Origin of the sequence: Bradyrhizobium sp. UBA2491 (genome assembly GCF_002341725.1) — a bacterium.
Taxonomy (GTDB): Bacteria; Pseudomonadota; Alphaproteobacteria; order Rhizobiales; family Xanthobacteraceae; genus Bradyrhizobium.
The window spans coordinates 96,989-123,461 of record NZ_DDOP01000044.1; the positions used below are offsets into that span (position 1 = coordinate 96,989).

Here is a 26,473-nt window from a genome sequence, read left to right on the forward strand (position 1 = left end):
AATATGCTACAATTCAAATAAGATGATGCAGACTATGCGAGTTTGTTATGAACACCCATGACCTTGTGGCATTCGTCGCCGTGGTGGAAACCGGATCGATCGTCGCTGCGTCGGCGCGGCTGAACCTGACCCAGCCTGGCGTGACGCGGCGGATCCAGAATCTCGAGGAGATGCTCGGTGCGCAGTTGCTCGACCGGTTGTCGAAGCCGTTAAGGCCGACCGCGGCCGGCCATGAGGCCTATGAACGCGGCCGTCGCGTGCTGCGGATGCTCGAGGACCTCAAGTCGGGCGTCGCCAATGACGGCGTGGTGCGCGGCGAGTTCAGGCTCGGCCTGACGCCTTATCTGTCGGAGGCAGGCCTGGCGGGGCCGCTCGATGCCGTGCGTGGCGAATTCCCCGCGCTGGTGGTGCGGGTCGTGGCGGGCTTGTCGCCGCACCAGATCGAAGCCGTCTCGCGCAATGAACTCGACGCTGCCGCGATCTGCCTGCCCGACGGCACCACGCCGCCGGCAGACCTCGCCGCGGATGATCTCGGCGCACAGCCCGTCGTCTTCGTCGTCGCGCGCGACACCAAGCTGCCGAAATCCGTCGACCTCGAATGGTTGTCCCGGATGGGGTGGGTGATGAATCAAGATGGCTGCGGCTTCCGCCAGACCCTGAAGCGGCATTTCGAGGCGGCGCATCTGCCGTTCAACGTCGCGGTCGAGGCGCTGGACAGCGAATTGCGGTTGTCGCTGGTCGCGCGCGGGCTGGGCATCGGCGTCGTGACGCCGGTCGCGGTCAGGCGCAGTGCGATCCGCAGCCGGCTGAAGACGGTGCGAATCCGGGATTTCAATCCCGCGGTGCGCGCCTGGATCGTGCACCGTCCGCCCGCCGGCCGCCTGGCGCGGCCGATCGAGGTGTTTCGTTCGGCGCTGGATCAGGAGTTGCAGGCGCTCATGCGCGGGTAGATGCGTAGGATGGGTAGAGCGTAGCGAAACCCATCGCCTTTGATGCCTGCGGAAACATGATGGGTTTCGCTGCGCTCTACCCATCCTACCGTGTCGGCTAACGCAACTTGCCGCGCGCCGTCACCGGCAACGCGCCGATGATCTCGTCGCCGCGCACCATCACGACTTCGTCCATCATGTTGACGACGACGCAGACGTGATTGGGCACGATCCGCACCACGTCGCCGACATTGGGGCGGGTGTTGCTGCGGGAGAGATCGAGGAAGCCGTGCTCCTCGGCGAAGCGCGCGATCTTGGCCTCGGGATGTTCGAGGATCAGGCCATGGCCTTCGAGGCCGCCGGTATCCGTGGTCAGCGTCTTGGAGCCGGCATCGAGGATGCCGCGCTCGGGACCAGCGCGGCTGACCACGGTGGAATAGATGTGCAGGGCGCAGTCGTCCCAGGTCGCGCTGCCGGCCGCGACCTGCATGCGGTCGTTGTAGATATAGGTGCCGAAACGATGCTCGGTGCCGCCCTTCAGTTTGCCGAGGTTCTTCAGGTTCGGCGTGCCGCCGGTGGAAACGATGGTCGCATCCAGGCCGTGGGTGCGCACGCCGGCCAGCGCCTCGTCATAGAACTTCTGCGCGTCTGCCCAGCCGGTCTCGGTCGGATACAGCATGAAGCCCGCGAAGTGCAGACCCTTCGAGGCTGCGATCTCGCGCGCCAGCGCGATCGCCTCGGCCGGGGTCTCGACGCCGGCGCGCTTGCGGCCGGTGTCGCACTCGACCACCACCGAGAGCGGGCGGCCGGAGGCCGTTGCCGCCTTCGGCAGGTCGCCGACCACCACCGAATTGTCGGCCGCAACGGTGACGTTGGCCTTGCCTTGCAGCGCGCCGAGCCGCGCCATCTTCTCGTCGCCGAGCAGGTTGTAGCTGATCAGGATGTCGTCGATGCCGCTCTCCGCCATGATCTCGGCCTCGCCGAGCTTCTGGCAGGTGATGCCCTTGGCGCCGGCCTTGATCTGAAGCTGCGCCAGCATCGGATTCTTGTGGGTCTTGATGTGCGGCCGGTTGGCGATGCCGGCCTCGTCGCAGGCCTTCTGGATCCGCGCGATGTTGCGCTCGACCCGGTCCATGTCGATCACGGCGCAGGGCGTGCCGTAGTCCTTGGCGATCTTGGCGGCGAGGGGCGTGGTCATGATCTGTCCTTCTTCTCCGGCCTCGTAGGATGGGTAGAGCGAAGCGAAACCCATCGGCGTTTATCCGTATGGCGGCATGATGGGTTTCGCTGCGCTCTACCCATCCTACACATCACGCCTGTTCGATCTCTTCGCGCAGCACTTCGAGCTCGAGCCATCGGTCCTCGGCGGCGGCGAGTTCTTGCTGCGCCTTGGCGATCGCGGCGGACGCGGCGTCGAATTTCTTGCGATCCTTGGCATAGAGGTCGGGATCGTCGAGCAGCTTCTGTTGCCTTGCGATCTCGGCGTGGAGCTTGTCGATCGTCTTCGGCAACGTCTCCAGCGCGTGCTTCTCGTTGAAGTTCAGCCGGCGTTTTGGCGCGGCAGCGGGCACCGCGGCCCTGGCTTCCTTCTTCTCTTCGGCCACGATCTCCGTCTTGATCGTCTCACGCTTCACGTCGGCGCCGCGCTGCGCCAGCATGTCCGAGTAGCCGCCGGCATATTCGATCCAGCGTCCCTGGCCTTCCGGCACGATCACCGATGTCACGACGCGATCGAGGAAGTCGCGGTCATGGCTGATCAGGATCACGGTGCCGTCATAGTCGCCGAGCATCTCCTCGAGCACGTCGAGAGTTTCCAGATCGAGGTCGTTGGTCGGTTCGTCCAGGATGAGCAGGTTCGACGGCTTTGCCAGCGCGCGCGCCAGCATCAGGCGGCCGCGCTCGCCGCCGGAGAGCGCTTCGAGCGGCGTGCCGCGCTGCTCCTGCGCGAACAGGAAGTCCTTCATGTAGCCGATCACGTGCTTCGACTTGTCGCCGACCATCACGTGATCGCCGCGGCCGCCGGTCAGGGCTTCGGCGAGCGTCAGCTTCGGATCGAGGCTCTCGCGGTGCTGGTCGAGCGTCGCCATCTCGATATTGGCGCCGAGCCGTACCGTCCCGGAGTCGGGCGGATCGTTGCCGATCAACAGATGCACCAGCGTGGTCTTGCCGGCGCCGTTCGGGCCGACGATGCCGAGCCGGTCGCCGCGCTGGATCCGGGTCGAGAAGCCGTCGACGATCTTGCGCTCGCCAAACGCCTTGGCGATGCTCTTGGCCTCGATCACCAGGCGCCCGGATTTCTCGGCCTCGGCGGCGGCGAGCGTGGCATTGCCGGTGACGCCGCGATAGTCGCGGCGCTGGTCGCGCAGCGCAAACAGATTGCCGAGCCGCTTGACGTTGCGCTTGCGGCGGCCGGAGACGCCGTGGCGCAGCCAGTGCTCCTCGTTGACGATCTTGCGGTCGAGCTTGTGCTGCTCGCGCTCCTCTTCCTCCAGCACCTCGTCGCGCCACGCCTCGAAAGCGCTGAAGCCGCGGTCGATCTGGCGGATCTGGCCGCGGTCGAGCCAGGCGGTCGAGCGCGACAGGTTGGTCAGGAAGCGGCGGTCATGGCTGATCAGGACCAGCGCGCAGCGGCGGCTCTCCAGTTCGCCTTCGAGCCATTCGATGGTCGGCAGGTCGAGATGGTTGGTCGGCTCGTCGAGCAGCAGGATGTCGGGCGAGGGCGCCAGCACCCGCGCCAACGCCGCGCGGCGCGCCTCGCCGCCGGAGACATGCGCCGGATCTTCCTCGCCGCTCAGGCCGAGCTGTTCGAGCAGATAGCGCGCCTGGTAGTGATCGTCGCCGGGGCCGAGGCCGGCCTCGACATAGGACAGCGTCGTCTTGTGCTCGCCGAAATCCGGCTCCTGCGGCAGATAGCGGATGGTGGCGCCGGGCTGCACGAAACGGCTGCCCGCATCGGGCTCGACCAGGCCTGCGGCGATCCGCAGCAGCGTCGACTTGCCGGAGCCGTTGCGGCCGATCAGGCAGACGCGCTCGCCCGCGGAGACCGACAGTTCGACACCCGACAGCAGTGGCGTGCCGCCGAAGGTCAGGCTGATGTCCTTGAGCTGGATGAGAGGAGGCGGAGCCATCGCGCTAACTTTGCTGGTTCGTCGTCGCCTGCTCGGCGCGGCGGCGCTGGATGCGGCGGATGGTCTGGTCGAGCGTCGACAGAAACGTCGAGCGGTCGCGCGGCGAATAGGATTTCGGCCCGCCGGTGATTTCACCGGACGAACGCAGATCGGTCATCAGATTGCGTACCGCCAGCGTCATGCCGATCGACTGTTCCGTGAACGGTTTTCCATTTGGCGCGATCACATCGGCGCCGGCCTTGACGCAGCGGCTCGCCAGGGGAATGTCGGCTGTGATCACGACGTCGCCGGCGTGGGCGCGTTCGGCGATCCAGTCGTCGGCGGCGTCCATGCCGGAACCGGCGGCGATGCGCTCGATCAGCGGGTCCTGCGGGACGCCGATGAAATTGCCCGCGACCACGCTGACGGGCACGCCGAGCCGGATCGCGACGCGGTAGATCTCGTCCTTCACCGGACAGGCGTCGGCGTCGACATAGATGCGGGTGGGGGCAGTGGATTCAGTCATCGATTCAACGGTTCGCGGGCGCGGCCTGCGTGTACTCCATCGGGCGGAAAATTGCGAGCAAAACGAGAGGCTTGCCACGCGGATAGCTTCGACTACGATTGCCTGGGAAAAACAACCGAAATAAGGGGAAACCCCATGGATTCGAAGACGGCAGCGCAGACCTATCGCGTCTCGGCCTACAACACCTCGAAGCTCTCGGAGAACAAGATCCACGACGACACGGTGGCGCGGAAGTTCGGCTTTTCCGGCGGCCTGGTGCCCGGCGTCGATGTGATGGCCTACATGATGCACTTGCCGGTCGAGAAATGGGGCCGCGACTTCCTGGAACGCGGCCTGATCGAGGCGCGCTTCATCAAGCCGGTCTATGACGGCGAGACCGCGGAGCTGACCGGCCAGGAGACCGGCAATGGGCTTTCGATCGAGCTCTTCAGCCGCGGCGAACTCTGCGCCACCGGTACTGCGTCGCTGCCGGCCTCGACGCCAAAGGTCAATATCGGCGATTACAGGCAGGTGGCCGCTGTCGCGGAGCGCAAGCCGGTCAGTGCGTCGTCCTACGAACAGGGCAAGTGGCTCGGCGTCATCCCGCGCGACTGGTCGGGCGACGCAGCCAAGGAGTATCTCGCCGACATCAGGGAGACCGACCCGATCTATCTGCGTGAAGGCCTCGGCCATCCCGGGCTGCTGCCGCGGGTGATGAACAAGGTGCTGGTCGACAATGCGATCCTCGGGCCCTGGATCCATGTCGGCACCAGGATGCAGCTATTTTCGGCCGGCAAGATCGGCGACGAGCTGACGGCGCGTGCCAAGGTCACCGGCAATTACGACAAGAAGGGCCACCGCTTCGTCGAGCTCGACGCGCTGGTGCTCGGCAACGGCATCCCGCTCGCGCATTGCTGGCACATCGCGATTGTTCAACCGCGCGAGCAGGCGGCGGCGTAGCGGGAGGAGGCAAAACCTCGCCGCACCAACAACTGTCATCCCCCGCGAAAGCGGGGATCCAGTACGCCGCGGCTTCTCAGTAAGTAACTGCTGTCTCTGGAATACTGGATCGCCCGCTTTCGCGGGCGATGACGGCGGTGAGTGACGGTAGAGCAGGGCGCGCCGTTACGCCGCGTTCGCCTTGGCGTCCTGGATCGCGCGCCAGACGCGCTCCGGCGTCAGCGGCATGTTGATGTGCTTGATGCCGTACTCGGACAGCGCGTCGACCACGGCGTTGACGATGCAGACGAGGCTGCCGGCACAGCCGGCTTCGCCGCAGCCCTTGGTGCCGAGCGGATTGGACTTTGCCGGCGAGGGGTGATCGCCGACCTGCATCGACGGCACGTCACCGGCGCGCGGCAGTGCGTAGTCCATGAACGAGCCGGTGATCGGCTGGCCGGAGGCGTCGTAGCTGACTTCCTCCATCAGCGCCTGGCCGATGCCCTGCGCGACGCCGCCATGGAGCTGGCCGGCGACGATCATCGGGTTGACCACGGTGCCGAAATCATTGACCGCCGAGTAACGCACGATCCGCGTCACGCCGGTGTCGGGATCGATCTCGACCTCCGCGACATGGCAGCCGTTCGGGAAGGTCGACGCCGTCTCCTTGGTGGCGTGATCGACGTCGAGCGTCTCGGGCGTGCCCTCCGGCATCTTGCCCGTGCGCATCCGCTCGGCGAGCTCCATGATGCCGATCGAGCGGTCGGTGCCGGCGATGGTGAAGCGGCCCTGGCCGAACTCGATGTCGGCCTCGGACGCCTCCAGCATGTGCGCGGCCGCCTTCTTGCCCTTCTCGACGACCAGTGCCGAGGCCTCGACGATCGCCTGTCCGGTCGCCGTGATCGAGCGCGAGCCGCCGGTGCCGTTGCCGAACCGCACGAGGTCGCTGTCGCCCTGTTCGAGCGTGATCTTCTCGAAGGGAACGCCGAGCTGCTCGGACAGCACCTGCGCGAACGGCGTGGCGTGGCCCTGGCCGTAATCGAGGGTGCCGGTGGTGAGCTTCACCGAGCCGTCGGGCTCGAAGGTGATCTTGCCGAGTTCGCCGGACGGTGGCGCGGTGACCTCGAGATAGGAGCCGACGGCGATGCCGCGCAGCTTGCCGCTCTTTTTGCTCTCCTTCTTGCGCTTGGCGAAGTTGTCGTAGTCGGAGATCTCCAGCGCCTTCTGGAACACGCCGGCGAAATCGCCGCTGTCATAGGTGACGCCGGATGCGGCGGGGAACGGCAGTTGCGACGGCTTGATGAAATTGCGCTTCCGCAGGGTGAAGCGGTTGATGCCCATCTCGTCGGCGGCGGTGTCGATCAGCCGCTCCATGTAGTAATTGGCCTCGGGCCGGCCGGCGCCGCGATAGGCGCCCATCAGCGTGGTGTTGGTCACGACCGTCTTGATGTCGACGCCGAGCAGCGGCGTGCGGTAGACGCTGGCGAGGTTCTTGCCGGTGTTGAGTGACAGCGGGCCCGGCGCGACGCCGGTGATGTAAGCGCCGAGATTGCCGTAGCCGGACAGCCGCACCGCGAGGAATTTGCCGTCGGCGTCAAGTGCGAGCTCGGCATGGATCAGCTGCGCGCGACCCTGGCTGTCGGACAGGAAGCTGGTCGAGCGCTCGTCCAGCCATTTCACCGGACGGCCGAGCTCGCGCGCCGCATGCGCGATGCAGGTGTATTCGGGATAGTTCAGGTTCTTCATCCCGAACGAGCCGCCGACATTGCCGGTCAGGATCCGCACCTTGTCGGCCGGCACGTTGAGCAGCCGCGCCAGGATCGCCTTGTTGCCGGAGACGCCCTGGGTCGGCACCTGTAGCGTGAAGCGTTCGGTGGCCTTGTCGTAATGCGCCAGCGCGACGCGCGGCTCCATCGAGACCACGGCGACGCGGGTGTTGACGATGTCGAGCTTGGTGACGTGCGCGGCGGCGGCGAATGCCGCGTCGATCTTGGCCGCGTCGCCGTAATGGTAGTCCAGCGCGACGTTGTTCGGGATGTTGTCATAGAGCTGCGGCGCGCCGGGCTGGGAGGCCTCGGCCGCATCGGTCACCGCCGGCAGCGGCTCGATGTCGACCTCGACGGCCTCCGCGGCGTCGCGGGCCTGCGCCGCGGTTTCCGCGACCACGAAGGCGACGGGATCGCCGACGAAACGCACCTTGTCGGTCGCGAGCGCCGGTCGGTTGGTCTGTAGCAGCGGCGAGCCATCGCGGCTCTTCAGCGGCAGTCCGCAGGTGAAGGGCTTGTATCCGACCGCCTCAAGATCGGCGCCGGTCCAGACGCCGAGCACGCCCGGCATCGCCTTGGCGGCCGCCGTGTCGATCCCCTTGATGATTCCATGGGCATGGGAGGAGCGGACCATCCAGCAGATGGCCTGGCCGGGCAGGGAGAAATCGTCGGTGTATTTGCCCTTGCCGCGCACCAGGGTGTCGTCCTCCTTTCGTCGAACAGGCTGCCCGACACCGTATTTTTGCAGTGCGATAGCGTTGTCGAGGGAAGCGGGCGGCGTGTGATCTTGCATCGGAAAATGACCTGAAATGCCCGGATTTGCTGGGGTTTGGGGGCGCTGTGGAGATAACGCACACCCGCCTTAACGACAACGCCCGATTGGACATGGACCCAATGTGAACAGAGTTTGCGCAGGCCCTTGGCGCTGCTAAAGTTTCCGTGAACGGTAATTATTCGGCGGGCCCGATCGCTCGGCGGGCGGTCCTGCGGAAAGACAGTTTTGATGAAGGACGATTTGCGGCTTTGTGACGGCCCGCCGGCCGGCGAAGCCCCGTCAGGGTTGGTTGCGGCAGCCGCGGAAAGTGGCGTCTACGCCGCGCTCGACCTTGGCACCAACAATTGTCGGCTGCTGATCGCCTGTCCCACCGGCGATGGGTTCCGCGTGGTCGATTCCTTCTCGCGGATCATCCGGCTCGGCGAGGGTATCGCCGCGACCGGTTCGATCAGCGAGGCGGCGATCGAGCGCGCGATCGCCGCGCTCGCCATTTGCAGCGACAAAATCCGCTATCGCAAGGCCCGCCGGCTGCGGCTGATCGCCACCGAGGCCTGCCGCGCCGCCGGCAATGCCGACAGCTTCCGCGCCCGCGTCGCGGCCGAAACCGGCATCGAGCTCGAGGTGATCGATCGCGAGACCGAGGCGACGCTTGCCGTGATCGGCTGCTCGCCGCTGCTCGATCCCAGGGGACGGGGCGCCATCCTGTTCGACATTGGCGGTGGCTCGACCGAACTGGTCCGGATCGAGCGCGATCCCGATGCGCCGGGTACGCCGCCGCGCATCAGGGCGTGGATGTCGATCCCGCTCGGCGTCGTCACGCTGGCCGAGCATTTCGGCGGCAAGGTCGTCACCAAGGACCTCTATGCGCGGATGATCGACGAGGTCGCCCGCCATGTCGCGCCGTTCGCCGCCGAGCACGGCAGGGACCTGCGCGACATGCACATGCTCGGCACTTCGGGCACCGTCACCACGCTCGCCGGCGTGTTCCTCAATCTGTCGCGCTACGACCGCCGCCGCATCGACGGCATCTGGATGGACGATTGCGAGGTCACCGCGACGATCCAGAAGCTGCTCGGCATGAGCTATGAGGCACGGGTCAACAACAATTGCATCAGCGTCGAGCGGGCCGACCTGGTGCTCGCCGGCTGCGCGATCCTCGATGCGATCCGCAACGCGTTCCCGCTGCCGCGGCTGCGGGTTGCCGACCGCGGCTTGCGCGAGGGCATGCTGGTCGAGATGATGCGCGAGGACGGCGCGCTGCGGGCGTGCTAGAGCTTCTCTTGCCTCGCCCCGCTCGCGGGGAGAGGCCGGATCTTGCGCGAAGCGCAGGATCCGGGTGAGGGGACTCTCCGAGAATGCATCTCTCACTTTCCTTGACGAGGCAGCCCCTCACCCCAGCCCTCTCCCCGCAAGAGCGGGGCGAGGGAGAAGAGAAAATAGAATGGCGAAAGACACCACCGGGCGGCTGCACGTCACGGTCAAGAGCGGCGGCAAGCGCAAGCTGTCCTCGAAACTCTGGCTCGAGCGCCAGCTCAACGATCCCTACGTCGCGAAGGCCAGGGCGATGGGCTACCGCTCGCGCGCGGCCTTCAAGCTGCTCGAGATCGACGACAAATATCGCCTGCTCAAGCCGGGCATGACGGTGGTCGACCTCGGCGCCGCGCCGGGCGGCTGGAGCCAGATCGCGGCCAAGCGTACTGGAGCCGCCGACGGCAAGGGCAAGGTGGTCGCGATCGATCTGCTGGAGATGGGCGAGATCCCGGGCGTCACGTTCGCGCAGCTCGACTTCCTCGATCACGACGCGCCGGAAAAGCTGATCGCGATGATGGGTGGCCGCGCCGATTTCGTGATGTCCGACATGGCAGCCAACACCACCGGCCATCGCAAGACCGACCAACTGCGTATCATCGGCCTGGTCGAGACCGCCGCGCATTTCGCCGGCGAGGTGCTCAATCCCGGCGGCACGTTCCTGGCAAAAGTATTCCAGAGCGGCGCCGACGCCGAGTTGGTAGCGCAGCTGAAGCGCGATTTCGCCGCTGTGCGCCACGTCAAGCCGTCCGCGAGCCGGCAGGATTCGTCCGAGCGTTACGTGCTCGCGACGGGGTTTCGAGGGCAGCAGCCGCCTCCGTCGTGAATTCGTGACGGAGAGCCGTGTCTTTGATGCTTTCTGCATAATCAAGGATTGATTATAATTCCTGTTTATGAACTTGCAGGACATCGAAGCTTTCGTAGCAGTCGCCGAAACGGGGTCCGTGAACCGCGCGGCTGCGCGTCTCAATCTGACGCAGCCGGCCACGACCCGTCGCATCCAGAACTTCGAGGCGGCGATCGGCGACGCGCCGCTGTTCAATCGCGCCGTCAAGCCGGCGGTTCTCACCACGCTCGGGAACCATGTCCTCGAACATTGCCGGAAGGTTCTGACCGCGGTCGCCGAACTGGAGAGCTGCACCACGAACGCGGCTGATCCAGCCGGCGATCTGAAGGCCGGGATCGCGCATGGTCTTGGCGAAATCGTCCTGACCACGCCGCTCGATGCTCTACGGCGGACGTTCCCTCGGATCAGATTGCAGATCAGCTCGAATTGGAGTGCTGGTCTCATCGAAGATGTGCGCAACGGATCGCTCGACTGCGCAATCGGCCTCTTGACCGATGCGCATACGCTTCCGCCAGGGTTGACTGGCGTAGCGCTCGGCGCCGAGCAGGTCGTCATCGTCGGCCCCGCGAAATTATCGGCGAAGCGCCGCGACGATCGTTATCGGCTGCGTGACCTTTCGGGGCAGGGTTGGTTCCTCAACCCGCCGGGCTGCGGTTGCCGCGCGGCTCTGATCAAATTCTTCGACCGGCTCCACCTGCCAATCCACGTCGCGGCTGAGGTGTTTGGTGAGGATCTCCAATTGTCGCTGCTTGCTCAAAGCGGCGGATTGGGTCTGGTGCCGCGTCGTCAATTCGAGCAAAGCCCGCACCGCCGCGCGCTGCGCATCTTGGACGTGATGGACTTCTCGTTGCCTGCCGTGGTGACCTTGATCCGCAACGCGGCACCGGGGCGTTTCGACCCGGCGATCGCATTGCTGACTGACGAATTGAAAGCGAAGCTGGCTTAGATTCTTTGCATAATCATAATCGGGAGTATGCATTTGATTTGGTGTGCTGGCTGGCGGCATAGTTTGCGGCGTCGGGGGTGGCGGACGCCTCCGGCGATCTCGAACGACTGTGCACAGGAAGGCGCTCATGATCGTCACCATATTTCGCTCGCGACTGAATCCCGGCGTTCAAGACGAATACGGGCCGATGGCAAAGCAGATGAGCGAGCTGGCCCGGACCGTCCCCGGCTACATTGCCCACAAGGGCTTCGTTGCCGAAGACGGCGAGCGCGTGACGATCGTCGAGTTCGAAACCGAAGAAGCGCTGGAGCAATGGCGACGTGATCCCGAGCATGCCAAGGCCAAGCGGCGCGGCATTGCGGACTTCTTCAGCGACTACAAATTCCAAATCTGTAGCGTGATCCGGCATCGCACCTGGGCGGCCGGATCGAGGCCGTCACCCCGGCTCGATCACCCCAGTCGCTGATCCCGCGCGTTCTGGGTGTTCTCGGTCGCCGTCTTGACGGCGTCGGTGGCGGCGCGTTTCTCGGCGCCCTTGCGGCTCGAGATGTCGAGCGGCTTGCGGCCGGAGATTTCATTGCCGGCATCGGCCGGCATCTGCCAGAAGAACCAGGCCGAAGCCGCCGAGATCAGCGACACCACGATGAAGGCCGGCCCGAACACGTCGGCGGAGAGCTCGGTCTGGTGATGCATTGCCAGCACGGTTTCGACCGAGAACGCGCCGACCGCGACGCCGGCGGACACCGCGAGCTGCTGGTTGACGCTGACGAGGGTGGTGGCGCGGCTCATCTGCGGCGCCTCGACCTCGGCATAGGCGACGGTGTTGATCGCGGTGAATTGCAGTGAGCGGAAGAAGCCGCCGACCACCAGGATGGTGAAGATCAGCATCAGCGGCGTCGAGATCGTGAACAGCGCGCAGGCGGCGAGGAAAGCCGAGCTGACCACCGCGTTGACCGTCATCATGTTGCGGAAGCCGAACGCCTTGATGATCCGCGCCGCCAGCGTCTTCATGCCCATGGCGCCGACCGCGGAGGCAAACGTCACGAGGCCGGACTGAAACGGCGACAGGCCGAAGCCGACCTGCATCAGCAGCGGCAGCAGGAACGGCAGTGCGCCGATGCCGAGCCGGAACATGAAGCCGCCGACGATCGAGGCGCGCATGGTCGGCAGCCGCAGCAGCGAAAAATCCAGCACCGGCGATCCGGTCCGCCGCGCATGCAGCACGTAGAGCGTCATCGAGATCGAGCCGACCCCGACCAGCGCCGCGACGATCGGCCACGGCAACAGATTGAGGCCCGCGACCGACAGCCCGAACGCGATGCCGGCAAGGCCGATGCCGGCCAGCACCAGCCCCATCAGGTCGAAACGCTCGGGGTCTTCGCTCTTGATCGGGTCGATATATTTCAGCGCCAGGAAGATGCCGAGCAGCCCGATCGGGATGTTGATCAGGAAGATCCAGTGCCAGGAGAAATAGGTGGTGATGAAGCCGCCGAGCGGTGGCCCGATCACCGGGCCTACCAGCGCCGGCACCGTCACCCACGCCATCGCGTTGACCAATGCGCTCTTGTCGACCGAGCGTAAGAGCACCAACCGCCCAACAGGCGTCATCATCGCGCCGCCGAGGCCTTGCAGGATGCGCGCGAACACGAAATCGGTCACCGAGGACGACAGCGCGCAGCCGATCGAGCCCAGCATGAACACGGCGACCGCGCCGGCGAACACGATGCGGGCGCCGAAGCGGTCCGCGGTCCAGCCGCTCGCCGGGATGAACACCGCGAGCGACAGCAGGTAGGACGTGATCGCGAGCTTCAGCGTCAGGGGGCTGGTGCCGATATCGGCGGCGATCGCCGGCAGCGAGGTCGCAATCACCGTGGAGTCCATGTTTTCCATGAACAGGGCAGTGGCCACGATGAGCGGGATCAGGCGTTGTTTGTTCATCAAAATAGGACGGCTGTGCTGAAAAAGGCGGGCGAGGGGGCTGTATCATCCTGCCTTCGGCCACGCTATTGCGGAACCGGCCAAACGCCCTAAATCCTGCGTGACGCTGCTATGCATCCGCCAGCGTTGGAGGTGTGCGCCGTGATCTACGTCCTTGCCGCTCTGCTGCCGCCGATCGGGCTGCTCCTGAACGGACAGCCGTTTTCGGCCATCTTCAATCTGGTCCTGATAGTATTTTGCGCGATTTTCGGGCTGTTTTTCCACATCTTGCTGCTGGTGCCGTCGGCCCATGCGCTGATCGCGGTCCACATGAAGCGGGAGGATCGCCGCCACCGCGAGGTGGTCGAGGCGATCCGCCGGTATGGGCCGCCGCAGGGTTATCGTTGAGCGGGCCGCCGGGCCCCGTAAAAAGCCTGTGCATGGCTGGCAAACACTTTGATTCGTCATGCCGCCATGCTATCGACCAGCGTCAACCCCACCGATGGGCGCCGATTCGACGGTGACGCAGCGAGCGTCGCCGCAGGCGGCGTTCATCCGTAAGACCATCGCGGCTGGACCGCAGATAAGGAGTTGGCAATGGCCACGGGATTTCCGGCTATCCGCGAAGCCTTCACGTTCGACGATGTGCTTCTGAAGCCCGGTCTGTCCGACATTCTTCCATCGGAAGCCGATATCCGTTCGCGCGTCACCCGCGCGATTTCGCTCAATATCCCGATCATGGCGTCCGCGATGGACACCGTCACCGAAGCGCGCATGGCGATCGCGATGGCGCAGGCCGGCGGCCTCGGCGTCATCCATCGCAACTTCGATCCCGAGGGGCAGGCGGCCCAGGTGCGCCAGGTCAAGAAGTTCGAATCCGGCATGGTGGTCAATCCGCTGACCATCGGCCCCGACGCCACGCTGGCCGACGCGCTGACGCTGATGAAGGAAAACGGCATCTCCGGCATTCCGGTCGTCACCGGTGCCGCCAAGAACGTGCCGGGCAAGCTGGTCGGCATCCTGACCAACCGCGACGTACGCTTTGCCAGCGATCCCCGCCAGAAGGTCTCGGAGCTGATGACGCACGAGAACCTCGTCACTGTGCGCGAGGGCGTCAGCCAGGACGAGGCGAAGCGGATGCTGCACCAGCATCGCATCGAGAAGCTCCTGGTCGTCGACGACCAATATCGCTGCGTCGGCCTGATCACCGTCAAGGACATCGAGAAGGCGGTTGCCCATCCGCTGGCCTGCAAGGATGCGCAGGGCCGTCTCCGCGTCGCTGCCGCCACCACGGTCGGCGAGACCGGCTATGAGCGCACCGAGCGGCTGATCGACGCCGGCGTCGACGTCGTCGTGGTCGACACCGCGCACGGTCATTCGCGCCATGTGCTCAACGCCGTCAACCGCATCAAGCGGCTCTCCAACGCGGTGCAGGTCGTCGCCGGCAACGTCGCCACCGAAGGCGGCGCGCAGGCCCTGATCGATGCCGGCGCCGACTGCATCAAGGTCGGCATCGGCCCGGGCTCGATCTGCACCACGCGCATCGTCGCCGGCGTCGGCGTGCCGCAGCTCACCGCGATCATGGATGCGGTGGCGGCAGCGAAGAAGGCCGACGTGCCCGTGATCGCCGACGGCGGCATCAAATATTCCGGCGACCTTGCCAAGGCGCTCGCCGCCGGCGCCGACATCGCGATGGTCGGCTCGCTGCTCGCCGGCACCGACGAGACGCCGGGCGAAGTCTTCCTGTGGCAGGGCCGCTCCTACAAGGCCTATCGCGGCATGGGCTCTGTCGGCGCGATGGCGCGCGGCTCGGCCGACCGCTACTTCCAGCAGGACATCAAGGACTCGCTGAAGCTCGTGCCTGAGGGCATCGAGGGCCAGGTGCCGTACAAGGGCCCGGTCGGCAATGTGATGCACCAGCTCGCCGGCGGCTTGCGCGCCGCGATGGGCTATGTCGGTGCCAAGGACATCAAGGACTTCCACGACAAGGCCGAATTCGTCCGCATCACCGGCGCCGGCCTGCGCGAAAGCCACGTCCACGACGTGACCATCACGCGCGAAGCCCCGAACTATCCGGGCGGGGTGTAAACACCAACTGTCGTCATTCCGGAGCTCGCGAAAGCGAGAGCCCGGAATCCATCGGGCTGCGTCGTTGGTGGAGGAATGGATTCCGGGCTCGTGCTTCGCACGCCCCGGAATGACGACCTTGAGAGTCTGCGTTTGCGCCCTTCCGAAATGACGCCCGTCATTTCAAACAACATTTCAAACAGCATCGCACGAAAACAGCAAATCCATCTCCCTTGCGGGGAGGTGGATTGCGTGACTACGTGTGCGCCACGAAACCAATCACCTCGAGAGGAAATCCGCATGTCCCAAGGAAAATCAGAAGGAAAGCGCATCGTTCTGGCTTCGCGTCCGCACGGCGAGCCCACGCCGGCCAATTTCAGGCTCGAGGACTACACGCCGCCGGTGCCGGGTGATGGGCAGGTGCTGCTCCGCACCATCTGGCTGTCGCTCGATCCCTATATGCGCGGCCGCATGGCCGACGGTCCGTCCTATGCCGCGCCGGTGCCGGTCGGCGGCGTGATGGAAGGCGGCACCGTGAGCGAGGTGATCGCGTCCAACAATCCCGGCTTTGCCAAGGGCGATATCGTGCTGTCGCGCGCGGGCTGGCAGACCCATGTGCTGTCGGACGGCAAGGGCCTCGCCAAGATCGATTCGAAGATCGCGCCGATCTCGACCGCCGTCGGCGTGCTCGGCATGCCCGGCATGACCGCCTATACCGGCCTGCTCGAGATCGGCAAGCCGCAGCCGGGTGAGACGGTGGTGGTTGCCGGTGCCTCCGGTGCGGTCGGATCGGCGGTCGGCCAGATCGCCAAGATCAAGGGGGCGCGCGCGGTCGGCATTGCCGGCGGCAAGGACAAGTGCGCCTACGTCAAGAACGAGCTCGGCTTCGACGAGTGCCTCGACCATCGCGATCCCAATCTCGCCGCCAAGCTGAAGGAAGCCTGCCCGAAGGGCATCGACGTCTATTTCGAGAATGTCGGCGGTGCGGTGTTCGACGCGGTGTTTCCGCTGCTCAATGCGTTCGCGCGGATTCCGGTCTGCGGCCTGATCGCGCATTACAACGACACCGAGGCGCACGCGCCGAAATGGGCCGGCGCGATGATGCGCAACATCCTGACCAAGCGGCTGACCTTCCGCGGCTTCATCGTCAGCGACTTCGCCGCCATGCATGGCGACTTCCTGCGCGACATGTCGCAGTGGGTGCGCGAGGGCAAGGTCAAGTACAAGGAGTTCGTGACCGAGGGCCTGGACAGCGCGCCGGAGGCCTTCATGGGCCTGCTCAAGGGCGCCAATTTCGGCAAGCAGCTGGTCCGGGTCGGGCCGGACAAGGCCTGAGCTAAGGGGGGCCCGAAGCTCTTATTCCGCGCAACAAAGTATCAAATACGCCACATTGGCAGGCTTTTGGGGGCTTTTCGGCCCCCATTTGCTTGACGGGGACCCGGGGCAGTTGATTCAGTATGGCTATATTTCAGGTGTAGCCATGGTTTTTGAAGCTGTTGTCTTCGCGGTCATCCTCCTCGCCGTTGGCTATTGGGCGACGATGTTCGTCATGGGCCGGCGCGACGACGTCCTGCACGGAAAATTCGTGGAGCATGAGGCGAGCGCCGAACCGATGCGCTCGCCGCCATCGCCGCACGCGCGTCCGGCAGTCTCAGCACCGCAGCCCGACAAGGACTCGTTGCAGGCGCTGCTCACCGTCATCAAGCGGGACCTGCACGACGCGGCGCGAAGCTGACGCCGCTCAGGCCGGCTGCTTGCCGTGCAGCATGTCGAGGTCGACATCGACCTGACCCTTCGCCCTGACATGGCGAACCTCGAAACTGTCGGGCTGGAAGCGGTACTCGACCAGGCCGACTTCCTTGATGCCGATCACCTCCTGCTTCGCATCCGGGATGATGAAGCCGGCCGAGGGTGCCCAGACGTGCCTGACATGCTCGAACGTGTAGTCGCGGCGCTGGTGCACATGGCCGCTGCCGACCAGCCGCCAATCGACCTTGCCGAACATCTCGATCAGGCGGCGCCGCGCCGGCTGCGGCACGTAGCGGAACGAGGTCTCGGCGCGCTCGGCATCGTAGGGCACGTCGCGATAGAGCGGCTTGTGCACGAACAGCGCCACCGGCTTGCCGACCGCCTTGTCGAGCGCCGCGGCAAGCCATTCGAATTGCTCGGCCTCGCTGTCGAGGCCGGTGTTCATGATCAGGGAATTGAGGCCGATGAAGCACCAGCCGGCGGCGTCGAACTGCCAATGGTCCTCGCCGAGCACGGCGGTGAAGGCACCGCATGTTTCCTCGGTCGGCAGTTGCGAAGGCACAGGCCCGGCCGCGCACGGATTGTCGCCGATGTCGTGATTGCCGGGCAGATAGAGGCAGTCGACCGGCAGCGCGTCGTGCAACTGTTTGGCGAACACCATGTCGTTGCGGCTGGTCGGCCCGTCGAACGAGACGTCGCCGCTGTTGAGCACCAGGTCGGGCCGCGTCGCGTCGATGTGCTCGCTGACGCGATGAAAATTGTCGATCAGCAGCGTGTGATGGCGAGCGAGGTGGGTGTCGGAGATCTGGGTCAGGCGAAACTGGGACATGCATCGATCCTTTCGTCCGAAGGATAGGTCGGCGCGAAGTCGGAACGATGACGATTTCGACGTCTTGTTCGGTGCTCTGTTTGATGGCTTGTTTGAAGTGTTGTTTGACGGCGCTTTCGATGCGTCGGCGCGATCCTGCCACCGAACCCTAGATCGAGAGCCGGTTCATCCAGCGCGGCGGCGGGGCAGGCGGGCTCACGCGGCTTCCGAATAGTCCGGTGTCGGGCAGGTTGGTTCCGGCGACGGCCGGCTGCGCGTTGAGCCCGAAATAGTCGCGCACGTCATGCCGCATGTCGTAGACGGCAAAGCCGAGCAGGCCGAGCAGCAGCGCGGTGGCGACGCCGTGCTTGACGATGTCGGCGGTCGAGCGATAGCCGCTGCGGAAATAGATCGAGAGCAGGATCGCGACCAGCAGCGCCGCGGCGACGCCGGCCAGCCCCGACATCATCATGCCGAGCCCGCCATCCGCCGCGTCGCCGAGCCCGCCGGCGCCGGGGCCGATCGTTTCGAACAGGGGCGCGAGGATGGTGCCGAGCGCCTCGGCCACCTGGGCCGCGCCGTCCAGGATCGGGCTGATGATGCTCATCGCGTCATCCGTGAAGGGCTGAAACCGCCATTGGTCCTGGGAGTTGGTCACCGAGGCTCGGAGGATGGTTCAACCCCGTCTCCGGGCGCTCGATTGTATTGGGCGGCCGTGGCGGCTAAGAGGGCGGCCGGGCGCCCGCGGCTGAGGGAGGTTTTTCGTGTCGGTTCAAATGGTTCTATTGCCGGTCTTCATCCAGATTGGTCTCACCTTCGCGCTGCTGTTCGGGATGGCGACGCTGCGCACGCGGACGCTGGCGAGCGGCGAGACCAAGATGGCCGACATCGCGCTGCGCGAGCCGAACTGGCCGGCGAAGGCGACCCAGATCGGCAACTGCTTCGCCAACCAGTTCGAGCTGCCGGTGCTGTTCTACGCCCTGATCGCCATTGCGCTGCCGCTGCGCCATGCCGATCTGTTCATCGTGCTGATGTCCTGGGTGTTCGTGGTGACGCGGTTTGCCCATGCCGGGGTATTCGTCACCTCCAACGACGTGCGGCCGCGCTCGCTTGCCTGGTTCGCCGGCGTGCTGGTGTTGGCGGCGATGTGGCTGTATTTCGCGCTCAAGATCCTGCTGCTGATTTGACGCGCCCAACCGAAAGAGAACGATGACTCCCGCTGCCCGGCTTTCTGCCGCGATCGAATTGATCGCCACCATCGACGCACAGCGCATTCCCGCCGCCAAGGCGCTGAAGGAATGGGGCACCGCGCACCGTTATGCCGGCTCCGGCGATCGCGCGGCGATCTCCGGGCTGATCTGGGACGTGCTGCGCCGGCAATCCTCGGCGGCCTGGTTGATGGACGATGCCAGCGCCCGCTCGCGGGTGCTCGGCATGCTCAAGCTCGAGCGCAGCATGGATGTTGCGACCATCGCGGCGCTGTGCGACGGCGGCCGGTTCGCGCCGGAGCCGCTGACCCCAGCGGAAGAGGCCGCGCTGACCTCGCGCTCGCTCGCCGATGCGCCGGCGCATGTCGCGGGCGATTATCCTGATTGGCTCGACCCGCATCTGGCGAAGGTGTTCGGCGACGACCGCGCGGCGGAAGCAACCGCGATGGCCAGCCGCGCGCCGCTCGACCTGCGCGTCAACACGCTGAAGGGCAAGCGCGAGAAGGTGCTGCCGCGGCTGTCGCATCTGGGTGCCAGGGAAACGCCGTGGTCGCCGCTCGGCCTGCGCATCGAGCTCGGCGCCGACGCGCGCAATCCCGGCATCCATGCCGAGGAGGACTTCATCAAGGGCGCCATCGAGGTGCAGGACGAGGGCTCGCAGCTCGCCGCGCTGTTCTCGGCGGCCAAGCCCGGCGAGCAGGTGATCGATCTCTGCGCCGGCGCCGGCGGCAAGACGCTGGCGATCGCAGCTCAGATGCAAGGCAAGGGCCGGCTGATCGCGACCGACAGCGACAAGCGCCAGCTGGCGCCGATCCACGAGCGGCTGTCGCGCGCCGGCGTGCACAATTGCGACGTCCGCACGCCGCGCGGCGAGGACGAGGTGCTGTCCGACATCAAGGCCTCCGCCGATCTGGTGCTGATCGACGCGCCGTGCACCGGCACCGGCACCTGGCGCCGTAACCCCGACGCCAAATGGCGGATGCGGCCCGGTGCGCTCGAGGTGCGGCTGAAGGACCAGGCCGAGGTGCTGGCACGCGCCGCGCCGCTGGTGAAGGCCGGCGGCCGCATCGCCTACATCACCTGCTCGGTGCTGGCGGAGGAGAACGGCGAGCAGGTCAGGGCCTTCATCGCCGGGCATCCGGAGTTCTCGGTGCAGCCGCCGGAGCAGACCGCATCGGTGCTGTGGGACAAGGCTGAGGCGTTCAGCGAGGCTGCGTTGCTGTCGCCGGAGGGCCTGCTGATGACGCCGCGCCGCACCGGCACCGACGGGTTCTTCGTCGCGGTGCTGAAGAAGGCCTAGCTTCGTAGGGTGGGTTAGCCAAAGGCGTAACCCACCATCTTTGTGCCGCATGCCGCGATCGGTGGATTACGCAATCCACCCTACGATTTTACGACGACACGGAGCACGCCCCCACAGGCGCCGGCATCCGGCTCACCACGATCACCCAGTACAGCAGCGCAACCGCGCTGATCGAACCACCCAGCGCGCAGACGCCGAGCCAGCCCGCGGCCGCATAGACGATGGTCGAGGCGATCGCGCCGAGCCCGCTGCCGATCGAATAGAACACCATGTAGACCCCGATCAGGCGGCTCGAAGCCTCGGGACGGGTGGCGACGATCAGGCTCTGGTTGGTGACATGGATCGCCTGCACCGCGAAGTCGATCATGACCACGCCGACCAGCACCAGCCAGAGCGAGGTGTTGAGGCAGGCGATCGGTGCCCAGCCGGCGAGCATCAAGAGCAGCGACAATCCGGTGGTGCGCTGGCCCCAGCCGCGATCGGCGAGGCGGCCGGAATTGCGCGCCGCCAGCGCACCGGCGAGGCCGGCGATCCCGAGCATCCCGATCGTGGTGTGCGACAGCGACAGCGGCGGCGCGGCCAGCGGCAGCACGATCGAGCTCCAGAACGCGCTGAAGCTCGCGAATGCCAGCAGCGCGAACACCGCGCGTTCGCGCAGCACCGGCTCCTCGGTGAACAGCGTGGCGGTCGAGCGCAACAGCTTGGCATAGGACGCGCCGGCCAGCGGCTGCGGCGCCTGCCGGGGCAGAGCACGCGCGAGCAGCGCCGCCATCACCAGCATCAGCGCCGCCGAGGTCAGGTAGACCACGCGCCAGCCGCCGATATCGGCCAGCGCGCCCGAGGCGAAGCGGGCGAGCAGGATCCCGGAGACGACGCCGCTCTGGATGGTGCCGATGGTCTGCCCGCGCTCGGCCGGCGCGGCCAAGGTCGCTGCGAACGCGACGATCACCTGGATCACGACGGCGAGCAGCCCGACCAGCGCCATTCCGCCGAACAGCACGACGGCGTTCGGCGCGGTGCCGACGACGACGAGCGCGATCGCCGACAGCGCGATCTGGCCGACGATCAGCTTGCGCCGGTCCCAGAGGTCGCCGAGCGGCACGATCAGCATCAGGCCGAAGGCGAGGCCGATCTGGGTCAGCGTCACCACGATGCCGATCGCGGCCGGGGTGATGCCGAGATCACTCGCCATGGTGTCGAGCAGCGGCTGGGCCGAATAGACGTTGGCGACGCTCAGCCCGCAGGCGATCGCGAACAGCAGCACGATCGCGGGGGAAAGCCGTGGTCCGGCCGTGGCGCCGGACGTATCCGGTCCAGCCGTCGTTGCATCCTGGGTGGTCATTGCACGTCCGCTCCACATTCCAATCTGGTCTTATAATGAGACCAGTTGCGTCGAGCGCTGTCTAGTCTTATTTTAGGACCAGTTCGGAATCGTGATCGAGGGAGGGTGAGCGCGATGAAGCGGACCGGATTCGCCAAGGCGGAATGCCCGGTGGCGCGTGCGCTGGACGCGATCGGCGACTGGTGGTCGCTGCTGATCGTGCGCGACGCGTTCGACGGCCTGCGCCGGTTCGGCGATTTCCAGGCCAATCTCGGCATCGCAAAGGGCATGCTGACGGCGCGGCTGCGCAAGCTGGTCGAGCTTGGCGTGCTCGAGCAGGTCGCGGCCTCGGACGGCAGCGCCTATCAGGAATATGTGCTGACCAGGCGCGGACACGACCTGTTCCCGATCGTGGTGGGCCTTAGGCAATGGGGCGAAGCGCATCTCTATGCGCGCGGCGAGACCCATTCGGTGCTGCTCGACCAGGCCGGCCACGCCGTCGGCCAACTCGTGCTGCCGTCGAAGAGCGGCAGGCCGCTGGTGTGGTCGGAGACCAAGGTGAAGAAGGTTGCGGGGCGGAGAAGGTGAGCGTCGAGTTCCCTCCACGTCATTACGAGCAACGAAGCGACGAAGCAAGCCACGCAATGACGAAGGAACCGCACCAGCTCAATCCACGATAAACAGGGTCGCGCCGGTCTTGGTCGACGACCGATGCGCGGCGTCGCCGAAATCGGAGACCTGGTAGCTCATGCCGGGCTTCAGCGTGAATTTGCGGCCGTCGCGCAGCTCGGTGTCGAGCTCGCCCTTGACGACCAGGAGCACATGGCCGCGATCGCACCAGTGATCGGCGAGATAACCGGGCGAATACTCCACCATCCGCACCCGCAGCTCGCCGATATCGAGCGTGCGCCACAGCGCCTGTCCGGTCTCGCCGGGATGCACCGAAGGCTCGACTTGGCTCCAGTCGGTGACGGTGAAGGGCAAGGTCGGGATTTTCATGATGCGCGGGCTCCTGATCGAGACGCCGGTGCGTAGGGTGGGTTAGGCGAAGCCGTAACCCACCGACTTTCTCATCGCGTGGTTCGGCGGGTTACGCCTGCGGCTAACCCACCCTACGATCCATACACCCTCAATGCACCGGATGGTTCGCCGAACCCTGCCTGATCCTGCCCTGATCATCGAGCCGCAGATACTCGCAGATCTTCTTGCCGCGTTCGTTCCGGTAGAACACCACGACGCTGTCGGGCGACACGTAGAGGTCGATCAGCTCGAAATGCAGCTCGGGCAGCTTCGCCAGCGCCGCGCTCCAATAGGCCCGCAGCTGCGCCTTGCCGCGCACCGTGCCCGATGCGCCGAAGCCGAATGCCGGGATCCGGTCCGAGGTCATCTCGGTATCATCGGAATACAGCGCCAGCACGCGCTCGAGGTCGCGCGCGTTCCAGGCGGCGATCCAGTCGTGGCCGAGCGCCAGCAGGCGCGACGGGTCGTGAAACTCCGGCATCGGTTTCCTCCTTGTTGCTTATGGTCAAATTAGGTCAATAATACTGACCTATATCGCTTTGTCCATGCCCAAAGAAGAATGTGGGCGCGCCTCTGAGCGCGGTTGCGGGGGCGGGCGGTGTCGCGTATCTGCTTGCCATGACAGCCCAGCACACAGCCCGTGAATCGTCGACGCCCGCCGTGGCCTCGGCGCATGACAAGATTCTGATTGTCGATTTCGGCAGCCAGGTGACGCAATTGATTGCCCGCCGCGTCCGCGAGATGGGCGTCTATTCCGAGATCGTGCCGTTCCAGAAGGCGGAGGCCGCCTTCAAGGAGATGAAGCCGAAAGCGGTGATCCTCTCCGGCGGTCCGGAGTCAGTCCACGAGACCGGCTCGCCGCGCGCCCCGCAGTTGATCTTCGAATCCGGCGTCCCCGTGCTCGGCATCTGCTACGGCCAGATGACCTTGGCGGCCCAGCTCGGCGGCGAGGTCGAGGGCGGACACCATCGCGAATTCGGCCGCGCCGATGTCGAGGTGAAGACCGACAGCTGCCTGTTTGACGGCATCTGGAACCACGGCGAGAAGCACCAGGTCTGGATGAGCCATGGCGACCGCATCACCAAAATGCCGCCCGGCTTTTCCGTCGCCGGCACCTCGCCGAATGCGCCGTTCGCGATCATCCAGGACGAGAAGCGGAAATATTACGGCCTGATGTTCCACCCCGAGGTGGTGCACACGCCCGACGGCGCCAAGCTGCTGCGCAACTTCGTGCGCAAGGTCGCGGGGCTCTCCGGCGACTGGACCATGCGCGCCTTCCGCGAGGAGGCGATCGAGAAGATCCGCGCCCAGGTGGGCAAGGGCAAGGTGATCTGCGGCCTCTCCGGCGGCGTCGATTCCGCTGTCGCCGCGGTGTTGATCCACGAAGCGATCGGCGACCAGCTCACATGCGTGTTCGTCGATCACGGCCTGCTGCGGCTCGACGAGGCCAAGACCGTCGTCGACCTGTTCCGCAACCACTACAACATCCCGCTGGTCCATGTGGACGCGTCGAAGGAGTTTCTCGGCGAGCTCGATGGGGTCACCGATCCGGAAGCGAAGCGCAAGACCATCGGGCGCCTGTTCATCGACGTGTTCGAGGCCGAGGCCAAGAAGATCGGCGGCGCGCAGTTCCTGGCGCAGGGCACGCTCTACCCCGACGTGATCGAGAGCGTCTCCTTCACCGGCGGCCCGTCGGTGACCATCAAGTCGCACCACAATGTCGGCGGCCTTCCGGCCCGCATGAACATGAAGCTGGTCGAGCCTTTGCGCGAATTGTTCAAGGACGAGGTGCGCGTGCTCGGCCGCGAGCTCGGCCTGCCCGAAGTGTTCGTCGGCCGCCACCCGTTCCCGGGCCCGGGCCTCGCGATCCGCTGCCCCGGCGACATCACCAGGGAAAAGCTCGACATCCTGCGCAACGCGGACGCCGTCTATATCGACCAGATCCGCAAGCATGGCCTCTACGACGCGATCTGGCAGGCTTTCGCGGTGCTGCTGCCGGTCAAGACCGTCGGCGTGATGGGCGACGGCCGCACCTACGAATACGTCGTGGGCTTGCGCGCCGTCACCTCGACCGACGGCATGACCGCCGACTTCTACCAGTTCGACATGAAGTTCTTAGGCGAGACCGCGACGCGCATCATCAATGAGGTGAAGGGCGTGAACCGGGTGGTGTACGACGTGACGAGCAAGCCGCCGGGGACGATTGAGTGGGAGTGAGGGGGCTCAGGTAAGGTCTGAGGCCATAAACTCTCGCGCCGCGCAAGTGCTTGTATGAGGATAGGAAGGCAGGATCGGCCTTGGGGGGCCCAACAATGAAACTTTATTCGTTCGCGTCGGAAGATCTTACGAACATATGGGCGGGAATCGGTGCTGGACTATGGGCGGTAGGTGAAAGTGAGAGCCCTAATTTCGTTAGAGGACGTCTCACTAAGGCTTCGCGGATGCCGATTGGTGCATTCGGTGTTCTCTACTGCAATGCGACTGGCAGTTTAACAGTGCCATTCGTTGTCCATTCGAAGGCGAATCCCGATCGCACGGAGAGAGAGGTCTGGTCTAAGGCATGGGTACTGCCATTTGCGATCAAGCCGCTGGGAAATCCCCGGAGGCAACTCTCCCGCGAACGTGCACGGGAAGTGCTTCCTTCTTTAAAGGATAAGTCTTTTGAGAAACTCTTTCTCGTTCAGGGGCAATTCGCTTTTCAGTCTACGGAAGTAACCGACGCGGATTGGGCGATCCTGATTCAAGAACTTTCCGCTTAAGGCGCCGCTCTCTTTTGCGGTCGTTTGTTAGCCGCCCACAACTGATCTGGTGCAGCGAGCGTAGTCCGGACGAGCGAAGCGATATTCGAGCTCTCGATTGGCGCACCGAGACATTTCTCGCATGTCGTCCCGCTCATGCAGGCTACGCGGTTGGCTGGCGGATATCATCCGGCGGCACATAGTTTAGGGCGGCTACAATCTTCCGTGCGACTTCTTCCACGCCAAGGGCTGCAGGAATACCTAACGTATCGAGCAGTATTGGCGAATAATCGTAGACGTCTTGCTTGTCGACATCGAGCCAGATCGGGATCATGAGGCGCTTACCCTCAAGGATCTCTCTCGTGTAGACTGTATCAAATTCCCGCTTAGTCCAGCCAGGGTTGCCGAAGAAATTCTTAGACAGCACGATGATGCATTTGGGGCATGTCTTGAGACCGCGCTCAATGTTCTCGCGCAGGCCGTCTCCGGGATGGAGATTGAATTCGTCATACCAAACAGGACAGAGCATGCTCGCTAGCTTGTTCGCAAGCTCGCGGACGAATGGGTCTTTGTCGCGCGAGTCGTGTGAAATAAAGGCGAGGGGCTGCTCGTACGTCGCACGAGTGGCGACGTACTCACCGTCTCGGACTAGAAGATGAAGCCCATTCTCCTTCATCTGCGTGGCAAGATTCGACCATTGCTGGGACGACGTGATGTTCGGCGTGTAAACAAGCACGCGGCCACTAAATCGAAGGTCGAGATTTGAGATTTTCTCCGCCGTTCCCGCAAGGCCGGCCGTGACTATGACCTCACTCTCCGGCTTCCAGATCAGTTCGTCGGCGTGAGCCAGAATGTGGGCGAGAAGGGCTTCTGGCGCATTGGCTGGAGGTATGTATATCTTCAAGTACTTTGAGCCGCCGTCGAAGTCCTGAACGACTTCGACGCGTACGTCGAACGACTCACCGTCGGCGGCAGCTAGAGTCACTGTCCGACCAAATTGCATGAAGACCGACTTGTCAAAATACTCGCGTGCAGTCGCCATAACTTGATACCTCAGGGCGTAGTCCTATATTGCAAAGCGTAACCTAGGCACAGGCGCATATCAGCGGGTGTCTTGTCGGCGTGCAAGCCTGCTTTGCACAGCCCGGCCGATCTGCCTCATACGCAAATCAAATCTCACCGCACCTCCTGCGACAAATCACCCCGACGGGCAACTCAGCAAA

The 26,473-nt window shown here is 65.0% G+C and carries 25 protein-coding genes; 14 read left to right on the forward strand and 11 right to left on the reverse strand.

Annotated elements, in window-relative coordinates:
• Positions 1-47: 47 nt before the first annotated feature.
• Entirely contained in the window at positions 48-950 is a 903-nt protein-coding gene (locus B2W55_RS14960) for a LysR family transcriptional regulator (protein WP_024582130.1), read from the forward strand.
• A 97-nt stretch (positions 951-1,047) separates the two neighbouring features.
• On the opposite strand, the gene B2W55_RS14965 is transcribed toward B2W55_RS14960, so the two are convergent.
• From B2W55_RS14965 to B2W55_RS14975, 3 genes are all read right to left on the reverse strand, one after another.
• Positions 1,048-2,127: a D-TA family PLP-dependent enzyme gene (locus tag B2W55_RS14965; RefSeq protein WP_024582129.1), complete on the reverse strand. Its 1,080-nt coding sequence runs from the start codon at positions 2,125-2,127 to the stop codon at positions 1,048-1,050.
• Between the two features lie 112 nt (positions 2,128-2,239).
• Positions 2,240-4,057, reverse strand: coding sequence for an ABC-F family ATP-binding cassette domain-containing protein (locus B2W55_RS14970; protein ID WP_024582128.1), 1,818 nt, complete (start codon positions 4,055-4,057; stop codon positions 2,240-2,242).
• A gap of 4 nt (positions 4,058-4,061) precedes the next feature.
• A complete protein-coding gene (locus B2W55_RS14975; protein ID WP_024582127.1) occupies positions 4,062-4,562 on the reverse strand; it encodes a YaiI/YqxD family protein in 501 nt (166 codons plus the stop codon).
• A gap of 135 nt (positions 4,563-4,697) precedes the next feature.
• Between B2W55_RS14975 and B2W55_RS14980 the strand changes: the two genes are divergently transcribed.
• A complete protein-coding gene (locus B2W55_RS14980) occupies positions 4,698-5,501 on the forward strand; it encodes a MaoC/PaaZ C-terminal domain-containing protein (RefSeq protein WP_024582126.1) in 804 nt (267 codons plus the stop codon).
• 165 nt (positions 5,502-5,666) lie between these two features.
• Here B2W55_RS14980 and B2W55_RS14985 read toward each other — a convergent pair whose 3' ends face one another.
• Positions 5,667-8,039, reverse strand: a complete 2,373-nt coding sequence (locus B2W55_RS14985) for a xanthine dehydrogenase family protein molybdopterin-binding subunit (protein ID WP_024582125.1) — start codon at positions 8,037-8,039, stop codon at positions 5,667-5,669.
• A 210-nt stretch (positions 8,040-8,249) separates the two neighbouring features.
• Between B2W55_RS14985 and B2W55_RS14990 the strand changes: the two genes are divergently transcribed.
• From B2W55_RS14990 to B2W55_RS15005, 4 genes are all read left to right on the forward strand, one after another.
• On the forward strand, positions 8,250-9,293 hold the full coding sequence (locus B2W55_RS14990; RefSeq protein WP_024582124.1) for a Ppx/GppA phosphatase family protein: 1,044 nt from the start codon (positions 8,250-8,252) through the stop codon (positions 9,291-9,293).
• 169 nt (positions 9,294-9,462) lie between these two features.
• Positions 9,463-10,155: an RlmE family RNA methyltransferase gene (locus B2W55_RS14995; RefSeq protein WP_024582123.1), complete on the forward strand. Its 693-nt coding sequence runs from the start codon at positions 9,463-9,465 to the stop codon at positions 10,153-10,155.
• Positions 10,156-10,222: 67 nt separating this feature from the next.
• Positions 10,223-11,122: a LysR family transcriptional regulator gene (locus B2W55_RS15000; RefSeq protein WP_024582122.1), complete on the forward strand. Its 900-nt coding sequence runs from the start codon at positions 10,223-10,225 to the stop codon at positions 11,120-11,122.
• Positions 11,123-11,249: 127 nt separating this feature from the next.
• Entirely contained in the window at positions 11,250-11,588 is a 339-nt protein-coding gene (locus tag B2W55_RS15005) for an antibiotic biosynthesis monooxygenase family protein (protein WP_024582121.1), read from the forward strand.
• Here the strand turns inward: B2W55_RS15005 and B2W55_RS15010 are convergent.
• Entirely contained in the window at positions 11,573-13,060 is a 1,488-nt protein-coding gene (locus B2W55_RS15010; protein WP_024582120.1) for a DHA2 family efflux MFS transporter permease subunit, read from the reverse strand. The two genes, B2W55_RS15005 and B2W55_RS15010, sit on opposite strands and share 16 nt — an antisense overlap.
• 141 nt (positions 13,061-13,201) lie before the next feature.
• Between B2W55_RS15010 and B2W55_RS15015 the strand changes: the two genes are divergently transcribed.
• The 4 genes from B2W55_RS15015 to B2W55_RS15030 all read left to right on the forward strand — a co-directional run bounded on the left by B2W55_RS15015 (position 13,202) and on the right by B2W55_RS15030 (position 16,841).
• A complete protein-coding gene (locus B2W55_RS15015) occupies positions 13,202-13,447 on the forward strand; it encodes a hypothetical protein (protein WP_024582119.1) in 246 nt (81 codons plus the stop codon).
• A gap of 189 nt (positions 13,448-13,636) precedes the next feature.
• Positions 13,637-15,127, forward strand: coding sequence for an IMP dehydrogenase (gene guaB, locus B2W55_RS15020; protein ID WP_024582118.1), 1,491 nt, complete (start codon positions 13,637-13,639; stop codon positions 15,125-15,127).
• Positions 15,128-15,406: 279 nt separating this feature from the next.
• Entirely contained in the window at positions 15,407-16,441 is a 1,035-nt protein-coding gene (locus B2W55_RS15025; protein ID WP_024582117.1) for an NADP-dependent oxidoreductase, read from the forward strand.
• A 112-nt stretch (positions 16,442-16,553) separates the two neighbouring features.
• Entirely contained in the window at positions 16,554-16,841 is a 288-nt protein-coding gene (locus B2W55_RS15030; RefSeq protein ID WP_371412460.1) for a hypothetical protein, read from the forward strand.
• A 6-nt stretch (positions 16,842-16,847) separates the two neighbouring features.
• Here the strand turns inward: B2W55_RS15030 and B2W55_RS15035 are convergent, their stop codons facing one another.
• Positions 16,848-17,684: a metallophosphoesterase family protein gene (locus B2W55_RS15035; protein WP_024582115.1), complete on the reverse strand. Its 837-nt coding sequence runs from the start codon at positions 17,682-17,684 to the stop codon at positions 16,848-16,850.
• A gap of 148 nt (positions 17,685-17,832) precedes the next feature.
• Positions 17,833-18,270, reverse strand: a complete 438-nt coding sequence (locus B2W55_RS15040; protein ID WP_145987197.1) for a hypothetical protein — start codon at positions 18,268-18,270, stop codon at positions 17,833-17,835.
• A 157-nt stretch (positions 18,271-18,427) separates the two neighbouring features.
• Between B2W55_RS15040 and B2W55_RS15045 the strand changes: the two genes are divergently transcribed.
• Entirely contained in the window at positions 18,428-18,850 is a 423-nt protein-coding gene (locus B2W55_RS15045; protein ID WP_024582114.1) for an MAPEG family protein, read from the forward strand.
• 22 nt (positions 18,851-18,872) lie between these two features.
• Entirely contained in the window at positions 18,873-20,171 is a 1,299-nt protein-coding gene (locus tag B2W55_RS15050; RefSeq protein WP_024582113.1) for an RsmB/NOP family class I SAM-dependent RNA methyltransferase, read from the forward strand.
• A gap of 88 nt (positions 20,172-20,259) precedes the next feature.
• On the opposite strand, the gene B2W55_RS15055 is transcribed toward B2W55_RS15050, so the two are convergent.
• Positions 20,260-21,513: an MFS transporter gene (locus tag B2W55_RS15055; protein ID WP_080891136.1), complete on the reverse strand. Its 1,254-nt coding sequence runs from the start codon at positions 21,511-21,513 to the stop codon at positions 20,260-20,262.
• Between the two features lie 114 nt (positions 21,514-21,627).
• Here B2W55_RS15055 and B2W55_RS15060 point away from each other — a divergent pair, with 114 nt between their 5' ends.
• Entirely contained in the window at positions 21,628-22,080 is a 453-nt protein-coding gene (locus tag B2W55_RS15060; protein WP_024582111.1) for a winged helix-turn-helix transcriptional regulator, read from the forward strand.
• A gap of 78 nt (positions 22,081-22,158) precedes the next feature.
• On the opposite strand, the gene B2W55_RS15065 is transcribed toward B2W55_RS15060, so the two are convergent.
• Both B2W55_RS15065 and B2W55_RS15070 read right to left on the reverse strand, forming a co-directional pair.
• Positions 22,159-22,491: a DHCW motif cupin fold protein gene (locus B2W55_RS15065; RefSeq protein WP_024582110.1), complete on the reverse strand. Its 333-nt coding sequence runs from the start codon at positions 22,489-22,491 to the stop codon at positions 22,159-22,161.
• A gap of 130 nt (positions 22,492-22,621) precedes the next feature.
• Complete coding sequence (locus B2W55_RS15070) at positions 22,622-22,993, reverse strand: nuclear transport factor 2 family protein (protein ID WP_024582109.1); 372 nt, start codon at positions 22,991-22,993, stop codon at positions 22,622-22,624.
• Between the two features lie 137 nt (positions 22,994-23,130).
• Here B2W55_RS15070 and guaA point away from each other — a divergent pair, with 137 nt between their 5' ends.
• Positions 23,131-24,729: a glutamine-hydrolyzing GMP synthase gene (gene guaA, locus B2W55_RS15075; RefSeq protein WP_024582108.1), complete on the forward strand. Its 1,599-nt coding sequence runs from the start codon at positions 23,131-23,133 to the stop codon at positions 24,727-24,729.
• A gap of 684 nt (positions 24,730-25,413) precedes the next feature.
• On the opposite strand, the gene B2W55_RS15080 is transcribed toward guaA, so the two are convergent.
• Positions 25,414-26,292, reverse strand: a complete 879-nt coding sequence (locus B2W55_RS15080) for a toll/interleukin-1 receptor domain-containing protein (protein ID WP_024582107.1) — start codon at positions 26,290-26,292, stop codon at positions 25,414-25,416.
• Between the last annotated feature and the right edge of the window lie 181 nt (positions 26,293-26,473).